This is a genomic window from Cellulomonas sp. P4_B5_2, assembly GCF_056402235.1.
This window is the reverse complement of record NZ_JBFUHU010000149.1, coordinates 1-8,790: the sequence shown is the minus strand read 5'-3', so window position 1 is coordinate 8,790 and position 8,790 is coordinate 1. Positions and strand designations below refer to the sequence as shown.

Here is an 8,790-nt window from a genome sequence, read left to right as displayed (position 1 = left end):
GACCACGACGACACCGGTGACCAGCTCGGAGTCCGGGCTGACCTTGGCCCACTCGTCCGTGAGGTCGAGCGCGGTGCGGATGCCCGGGTCCTTCGCCGTCACGACGGTCGCGAAGGGCTGGGGCAGCAGGGCGATCGCGCCCGGCGTCGTCGCCAGCAGGGCGGCGACCTCGGTGTGCTCGCTGCGGTACTCGATCGTGAGGTCGGTCGCCGGGTCCAGGCCGTTGCTGGTCAGCAGGTGCTCCAGCACGTACTGCGGCGAGGCACCCTTGCCGGAGGCGATGACGGTCCTGCCGGCCAGGTCGGCGATGCTGTGCACCGTGTCACCGGCCTCGAGGATGTCCAGGACCCCGAGGGTGGAGATCGCGGCGACCTGGATCTGGGCGTCGGCGTCGTCGAGCGTCTTGTTGTACAGGACCGCCGCGAGGTTGGACGGGAGCAGGGCGACGTCGACCGCGCCCTGCACGACCAGCGGCACGACCTCGTCCGGCGTGCCGTACATGGTCACCTGGTAGTCCTCGGCGCCCGCGCCCGCCTCCGCCTCGTCCATCAGGTGGACCAGGCCCATCGTCGTGGGGCCCTTGAGCGACGCGATGCGGATGGTGGTCGGCTCAGCCGCAGGAGAAGTCGAGGGAGAAGCGGCGGGGGAGGCCGGGGGAGCGGCCGCGGGTGCGGTGCCGCCGCAGCCGGCGAGCAGCGCGCTCGTGAACAGCACCGCGGCCGCGACGCCTGTCATTCGCTTCATAGGATCATCTCTCGGTCGGGACAGCCGCGTCCCGGAACGGGGCGTAGCTGGTGTGCAGGAGGTGGTGGGCGGCCTCGGAGTTGGGTTCTCCGTAGAACTCGTCGTACAGCCGCAGGACGTCCGGGTTCTCGTGGGACTTGCGCAGGCTCGAGGTGCGGTCGATGTTGACCAGCACCTTCTGCCGGGCCGCCATCTCGCCGGCCCTGCCGGGAACCGGGTGCCCGGCACCGTTGATGCAGCCACCCGGGCACGCCATGACCTCGATGAGGTCATAGCCCACGTCCTCACCTGCGGCGATGCGCCGGGCGAGAGGCTCGATGTTGTTCAGGCCGGAGACCACCGCGACGCGCACGGTCACACCGCCGCCGGTCACGGTCGTCTCCTTGATGCCCTCGAACCCGCGGACCGCCTCGAAGTCGAGCTTGTCGAGCAGCGGCTCGCCCGTGAGCTTCTCGACGGCCATCCGCAGCGTGGCCTCCGCCACCCCGCCGGAGGCGCCGAACAGGATGCCGGCGCCCGTGACCCGCCTGTACGGCTCGTCGAACTCCGCCGGGGTGATGTCGGCCGGCTCGAGGCGCAGCATCTCGACCATCTCGAGGAACTCGGTGGTCGTGAGCACGGCGTCGACGTCGCGAACGCCCTCCGGCGCGAACTCCGGGCGGGCAGCCTCGTACTTCTTGGCCAGGCACGGCACGATCGACACCACGTACAGCTCGTCGAGGCTGATGCCGGCCTGCTGGGCGAAGTGGTTCTTCACCGTCGCGCCCATCATCTGCTGCGGGGACTTGCAGCTGGACAGGTGGGGGATCAGGTCGGGGAAGCGGCGCTCGACGAGGTTGACCCAGCCGGGGCAGCACGACGTGAAGTGCGGCATCACGCCACCGGACTCGACCCGGCCCAGGAACTCCGTGGTCTCCTCCATGATCGTCAGGTCCGCGGCGAAGGTGAAGTCGAAGACCTTGTCGAACCCGATCCTGCGCATCACACCGGCGATGAAGGCGGACGCCTCGTCGAACGGCAGGCCGAAGTGCTCGGCGACCACGGTGCGGACCGCCGGGGCGACGAAGCCGACGACGACCTTCTTCGGGTCGTTGATGGCCGTGAACACGTCGCCACGCTCGCGCACGTAGTCCAGCGCGCCGCACGGGCAGGCCCGGACGCACTGGCCGCACGACACGCAGTCCGTCAGTCCGAGGGGCTGGCCGTTGTGGGTGCCGACGGTCAGCCGGCCCTCGTGGAACTGGAAGGCCAGGACGCCCGGTCCCTCGATCTCGGAGCAGGCGGCGACACACAGCCCGCACGAGATGCACTTGTTGTCGTCGCGGACGATGAAGGGGTGGTCCTGGGTGAGCGGGACGTACGGGCGCACGTGCAACGGCGTGGCGAACACGACCTGATGGGCGCTGGCCTCCTGGCGCAGCGAGCAGGCGTTCTGCGTGCCGCAGCCGCAGCTCAGGCAGCGCGCGGCCTCGGCCTGGGCCTGCTCCTCGGTCAGACCCTGCTCGACCTCCACGAAGCTGCTGGTCCGCTGCGAGGGCACGAGCGAGGGCATGGTGGCGCGGGCGAGCCGGGGGAGGTCCTCGAACTCCGCGCGAGGCAGGTCCTCGAGCGACCCGCGGCTGCAGGTGTAGTCCTCCTGGCTGGGGCGCACGGAGCCGCGGGTGACGAACTCGTCCATCGCGAGGGCTGCACGTCGCCCTGCCGCCACGGCCTGGATGACGGTCGCCGGACCCGTGACGCAGTCGCCGCCGGAGAAGATCTTCCCCTCGCTCGTCTGCATCGTGTGGCCGTCGATGTCGACGTCGCCCCACTCGTTCAGCCGGACCGGCAGGTCGTTGAACAGGAAGCCGGTGTCGGTGCTCTGACCGATGGCCCCGATGATGGTGTCGGCCTCGATGACGAAGTCGCTGCCCTCGACGGCCACCGGACGCCGACGGCCGGAACGGTCGGGCTCGCCGAGCTCCATCGTCAGGCAGTGCAGCTGCAGGCCCTCGTCGCCCGCGCTGATCCTCGTCGGTGCGGTGAGGAACACCATCTCGATGCCCTCGTGCACAGCCTCCTCGACCTCGAACGGCTCGGCCGGCATCTCCTCGCGGGTGCGGCGGTAGACGAGCCTGACCGTCTTGGCCCCCTGACGCAGGGCGGTGCGGGCGCAGTCGATCGCGGTGTTGCCGCCCCCCAGGATCACGACGTCGTCGCCCAGCGGGACCTCGACGCCCTTGGTGACCTGCTCGAGGTAGTGGATGCCGAGCCAGACGCCGTCGAGGGTCTCGCCGTCGACCCGCAGCGGCGACGCGCGCCAGGAGCCGATCGCGAGGTAGACCGCGTCGAAGTCGCGTTGCAGGTCCTCCAGCCGATGGTGGGTGCCGAGCGCCTGGCCCGTGAGGATCTGCACACCCATGGCTTGCATGACGCCGATCTCCTGGTCGAGCGTCGACTTGGGCAACCGGTACTCGGGGATGCCGTAGCGCGTCATGCCGCCGGCGTGGTCCTGCTTCTCGAAGACCGTCACCGCGTGACCGTCGAGGGCGCTGTAGTAGGCGGCGGACAGGCCGGAGGGACCGGCACCGACGACCGCGATCCGCTTGCCGGTGGGCTCGGCGACCCGCGGGATCCACGGCGTCTCGCGGGCCATGTCCCAGTCGGACGCGAACCGCTTGACGGCGTTGATGGCGACCGGCTCGTCGGTGAGGTTGCGCCGGCACTCCGACTCGCACGGGTGGGGGCACACACGGCCGCACACCGACGGGAAGGGGTTCCGGTCCCGGATGACGCGGATGGCGGCCTCGTAGTTGCCGTCCGCCACGTGGCTCAGGTACGTCTGGATGTCGATGTTGCCCGGACAGGCGACGACGCAGGGCGCCACGCAGTCGGCGTTGTGGTCGCACAGCAGCTGCTCGAGCCGCACCTTGCGGTAGGCATCGAGGCGCGGCGAGTGCGTGGTGATCACCATGCCGGCGGTGATGGGGGTGAGGCACGCCTTCACGTCCCTCGGGGTGTCCGTCCCGAGCTCGACGACGCACAGGCCACAGCTGCCGTTCGACCGCTTGAGCCGGATGTCGTGGCAGAGGGACGGGACGTCGATCCCCTCGTTCGTCAGCGCTTGCAGGATCGTCAGGCCGTCGAGGACCTCGATCTCGCGGTCGTTCACCGTGACGGTCACTCGGTCGCGGTCTGAGATCTCGCGCACGCCAGCCCTCCGGGGGTGTGACTCGGTGCAACGAGGGCGGGTGCCGACGCTGGCACGTGGTCCATCGGTCGTCGTCGACGATGGATACAGGGCGCACATTAGGTCCGCGGCGCGCGCCCACCCCGGGACCTTCTGCCCAGGTGAGGGCCGGTGGAGTGGGGACCCGGCCGTGTTGTCCGCGGGCGAGCCAACGGGCCCCGGCAGCCGCGTGCGCGGCGCGGACGACAGCGCGGACGATGGGCCGTTGGCGGTTCATCCATGTGAGTCCGTCGAAACCACCATCGCGGGTGCGCCGCCGCGCGGCATAGCCTCGCATCGCGGCTCCATCGAGCACGTCTCGCCGCGGACGGGCGGCACCGTTGCCGCCTCGGCGCACCGAGCCCCCAGACACGTCCAGCACCCCGGCGCGGGGTGTTCTGCTCGAAGGAGACAGATGCACGCGCAGGTCGATCCCTCCCGGACCCTCCCGCGGATCCGTGTGCCGCTCCCGGCGGAACCTCGTCGGGACCACCTGCCCCTGGGGGAGCCGGAGGGCACGCCGGACCGCGTCGAGGTCACGAGCCGCTCGATCGAACGCGGTGGCCGTCCCTGGATCCCCGTCACGGGCGAGATCCACTACTCCCGCATCCCCCGCGAGCGCTGGTCGGAGGTCCTCGGTCACGCGCGAGCCGGAGGGCTCGACTCCGTGGCCACCTACGTGCTCTGGCAGGCGCACGAGCCGCAGCCCGGGGAGTTCAGCTGGACCGGCAACCTCGACCTGCGGGCGTTCGTCGAGCTTGCCGGCAGCCACGGGCTGCAGGTCGTCGTGAGGATGGGTCCGTGGGCCCACGGCGAGGCGCGCCACGGCGGCTTCCCCGACTGGCTCCTCGACCGCGGGACAGCGACCAGGACGAACGATCCCGCGTACCTCGAGCTCGTCGAGCGGTTCTACGCGCAGATCGTCGCCCAGATCGCCGACCTCACCCATGCGGAGGGCGGACCGGTCGTCGGCGCCCAGATGGACAACGAGCTCTACGACCAGCCGCAGCACCTCGCTCGGCTGCGCACCATCGCGGAGGACCTCGGTCTGCGGGTACCCCTCTGGACCGCCACCGGCTGGGGCGGTGCGCAGGTCCCCGACTCGCTGCTCCCGCTGTACGGCGCGTACGCGGATGGGTTCTGGGAGGAGGCGACGACCGGGTGGCCGGCCTTCGCAGCGTTCCACTTCCGCTACAGCCCGGTGCGCGACGACCTGAGCGTCGGTGCGGACCTGCGCGAGGCGCTCGACGGCATCGCCGTGGACCCGGGCGCCGTCGTACTCAAGGACGACGACGCCCTGCCGTTCGCGACCTGCGAGCTGGGCGGCGGCATGCACGTCGCCTATCACCGCCGGCCGCTGGTGGAGCCGCAGGACGTCGCCGCGCTCTCCCTGGCGAAGATCGGCAGCGGCTCGATCTGGCAGGGCTACTACATGTACGCCGGCGGGACGCAGCGCACCGGGCCTGGCGGGACGCAGCAGGAGTCCCACGTGACCGGCTACCCGAACGACGTCCCCTCCCGCACGTACGACTTCCACGCGCCGATCGGCGAGCACGGTCAGATCCGACCGCACCACCACCTCCTGCGACGCCAGCACCTGTGGCTCGCGACCGAGGGGGCGGCGCTGGCGGCGATGACCACGACCGTCGGGGGCGGCAGCGAGGACCCCGAGGAGCTGCGCTGGTCGGTCCGTTCCGACGGGCACCGCGGGTACGTCTTCCTCAGCACCTACCAGCCGAGCCACCACCCGATCGCCGCCCAGACGGCCGTCCAGGTGGAGGTCGAGCTGGACGACGGTGCCGTCGTCCGGATGCCCTCGCACCCGGTCGATCTGCCGGCAGGCGTCAGCGTGGTGTGGCCGCTGCGGTACCCGCTCACCGACGACGTGGTGCTGCGCAGCGCGACCGCGCAGCTGGTCACCCGCATCGCGCTGGTCGACGCCGACCTGGTCGTGCTGGCCGCCACGGACGGTCTCCCGGTCGAGCTCGTCCTCGAAGGGCACGTCCCGGTCGGGGGCGCTGGGGCGGCGCGGGCTATCGACGGCGCGACCGTCGTCGACCTGACGCAGGCACCCGGTCCGTCGACCGTGGTGGAGCTGCCGGGGGTCCGGATCCTCGTGCTCGACGAGGTCACCGCCAACCAGCTCTACCGGCTGGAGCTGGGTGGGAGGGAACGGCTCGTGCTCTGCGACGTCCCGGCCACGGCGCTGGAGGGGTCGCTGGTCCTGCGCACGAGCCAGGACGTCGCCTCGGTCGCCGTGCTGCCCGCGCCGGCCGGCCTGCGAGGCGCGTCGGGCGCACCGGTCGCGGACGGCCCATGGTCGCGCTGGCCGGTCGAGATCCCGTCCGCTGGGACCCATCGGATCGCGGGAGGGCTTCGACCCGTCGCCGCCGACGTGCCCGACCCGGTGCGCGGCGGACCCATGCACCGGCTGAGCGCGCCGACCGACTTCGACGGCGCGGCCCGGGTCCACCTCGACGTCCCTGCACATCTCCTGGAGGGTGCCGACAGGGCGCTCCTGCGCGTGACGTGGACCGGCGACGTGGGGCGGGCAGTGATCGGCGACGAGGTCGTCAGCGACCACTTCTGGCACGGACGGGTCTGGGACGTCGACCTCACTCCCCATCGCTCGGACGTCTCCGCCGACGGGCTCACGCTGCAGCTGTTCCCGTGGCGGCACGAGGCCGGTGTCTGGGTGGACCCCTCCGTCCGCGGCGTCGAGGACGGCATCGTGGTGCAGGCGGTCGACGTGCTGCGCGTCCAGCGCGTCGAGCTGGAGCTGCTCGACACCTGATCCACCTGGAGCCGAGAGCCGGCGGACGGACTACCAACCCAGCGACTGCAGCCCCCAGCTGAGATCCCACGTCTCGTCGGGGGCGAGCCAGCGCAGGCCGAGTCCGGAGTTGAGCGCGTCGGGCGCCGCCGTCATCGGCTCGACCGCGATGGCACGGGTCCGGCCCTGGTCGGGGTCCGGGAACTGATCCGTGACGTAGATCTGCACATAGGCGAACGACATGTCCGTCCACACCTCGACCGCGCGCCCGTCGGCAGCTGCCAGCCTGTGTCGGTACGCGTGCCCCTCGGGGCTGAGGCCGTGATAGCAGGTGTTGACCTCCCTGCCCGCCAGGCCCCGACCCGCCCGCAGATCGACGTCGCCGTCGACCTGTTCGTCCCGCACCGGGATCAGCGTGGCGTCGACGGGCAGGTGGCGCGCAGCGTGGACCGTGAGCTGCAGAGCGTCGAGGGGTGCCGTGCCGACGCGGACGTACGGGTGGGCGCCGAGTGCCACCGGTGCCGGTCCGGCCGACAGGTTGTGCACCGTGTGGTCCACGCGGAGCCCTGTGGCCTCGGCGGTGTAGGTCGTGTCGAGGCCGACCTGGAACGGGTAGCCGGGCCGCGGCTCGACCACGGTCGACACCGTGACGCTCTCCGGGCTCATCGACGTGATGCGGAACATGGCCTCCCGGACGAAGCCGTGGTTGGCATGTCCCAGCTCCGGCTCGTCGACCTCGAGCTGGTGCTCGGTGCCGTCGTGCGACCAGTGCCCGCCGCGCACCCGGTTGGGCCACGGGAACAACAGCGCACCGGAGCAGTACGGCGCGGATCCCGCGGCGTCGTAGGTGTGGACGAGCGGCTCTCCGTCGAGCGTCAGGCTGTGCAGACCGCCTCCGCGCAGGTCGACCGTGGCGTGGGTCCGCCCACCCGGCGAGGCCAGGCGGACCAGCCGTCCGGTCCGCTCGGCCCCCCGGGCGTCGATCACTTGGGTAGCCCGACCCGTCGCTCGCCGTTGCGGACCTGCTGGATCGTCATCGCTTCTCTCTGAGGGTGTCGGGTGGTTCTCGACGTGCGGGGTGCGGAACTGTATAGGTGTGGTGACCGCCACCGCCTCGGTCGACCGCGCGGGACCCGCGGCTCGGCATCATCGGCCGGGCTCGGAGTCCAGGAGCCCGGACAGCTCGCGCCGCAGGTCGAGGGCGCGCAGCCGGCTGGGCTCGCGGACCAGGACCTCGTCGACGCGCGCAGCGGCGGTCACGTGGTCTCCACGCAGCGCAGCGACCTGGGCCTCRAGGAGCATCGCCGTCGTCGTGCCGGCCGCTTGCAGGTCGTCCTGGAACAGGAGGAGCGTCGGCAGCGAGGTGGCGAAGTAGTCGACCGTCGCGGGCGCCGAACGCAGGGCAGCCGCGTGCTCGGCAAGCTCCTCGACGAGCGAGTCGGCAGGGCCTTCGTCGCCGAGGCGGCGCATCGCGAGCACGGCGTAGTAGGTCATCTCGGAGAGCGCGACGGGCGCCATGCTCTGGAAGTCGCCCGTCGAGCTGGCTGCGCTGGACCATGCGGCGCGCGCACCGGCGTCGTCGCCCGTCGCTGCGAGCGCGTCACCGAGCATGAGGTGGAGCTGCGCGCTGTTGGTCAACGGGTGCCGGGCCTCGCCGAGGTTCGCGACGGGCTCGAGCGCGGCGCGCACGTGCTCGAGCGCGACCGCGCCGTCGCCCTCCTCGAGCGACCGGCGTGCGAGGGCCAGCAGCGCCTCGTCCCATGCGGAGAGCACCTGCCCCTCGCCGCCCTCCCACGGTTGGAACCACCGGGCCAGGAGGAGCTCGAGAGCGACCTCGGCCGCGCCGGTCGCGGTGTACAGCTGAGCGAGCTCGACGCTCAGGTCGTCGCGGGCGTCCACGGCGGCACGCTCGCCGGCGAGCGCCGCGAGGCGCTCCTCGGGCGTGACGCCCGAGCGCTTCGCCAGCTGGTCGCGCTCGTAGACGAGGCGGGGGTCGCCGGGGGCGACGGCCAGCGCCCGCTCGTAGAGCTCCGACGCGGAGTCGGGGTCGGCCGCGACGTTGAAC

At 71.8% G+C, this 8,790-nt stretch carries 4 protein-coding genes and 1 pseudogene; 1 reads left to right on the top strand and 4 read right to left on the bottom strand.

The window, feature by feature from the left end; all coding sequences use genetic code 11:
• Together AC1DUQ_RS12105 and AC1DUQ_RS12100 are read right to left on the bottom strand one after the other, a co-directional pair.
• Window positions 1–744 (bottom strand): substrate-binding domain-containing protein (locus tag AC1DUQ_RS12105; protein WP_477073865.1); only part of this gene is annotated, 744 nt, incomplete at its 3' end.
• Window positions 745–748: 4 nt separating this feature from the next.
• Window positions 749–3,934: a [FeFe] hydrogenase, group A gene (locus AC1DUQ_RS12100; protein WP_477062092.1), complete on the bottom strand. Its 3,186-nt coding sequence runs from the start codon at window positions 3,932–3,934 to the stop codon at window positions 749–751.
• 433 nt (window positions 3,935–4,367) lie between these two features.
• Here AC1DUQ_RS12100 and AC1DUQ_RS12095 point away from each other — a divergent pair, with 433 nt between their 5' ends.
• Window positions 4,368–6,746: a beta-galactosidase gene (locus AC1DUQ_RS12095; RefSeq protein ID WP_477073864.1), complete on the top strand. Its 2,379-nt coding sequence runs from the start codon at window positions 4,368–4,370 to the stop codon at window positions 6,744–6,746.
• Window positions 6,747–6,776: 30 nt separating this feature from the next.
• Here the strand turns inward: AC1DUQ_RS12095 and AC1DUQ_RS12090 are convergent, their stop codons facing one another.
• Window positions 6,777–7,712, bottom strand: a complete 936-nt coding sequence (locus AC1DUQ_RS12090; RefSeq protein ID WP_477062090.1) for an aldose 1-epimerase family protein — start codon at window positions 7,710–7,712, stop codon at window positions 6,777–6,779.
• Window positions 7,713–7,871: 159 nt separating this feature from the next.
• A pseudogene (locus AC1DUQ_RS12085) lies at window positions 7,872–8,790 on the bottom strand (DUF5107 domain-containing protein); the annotation flags it as partial.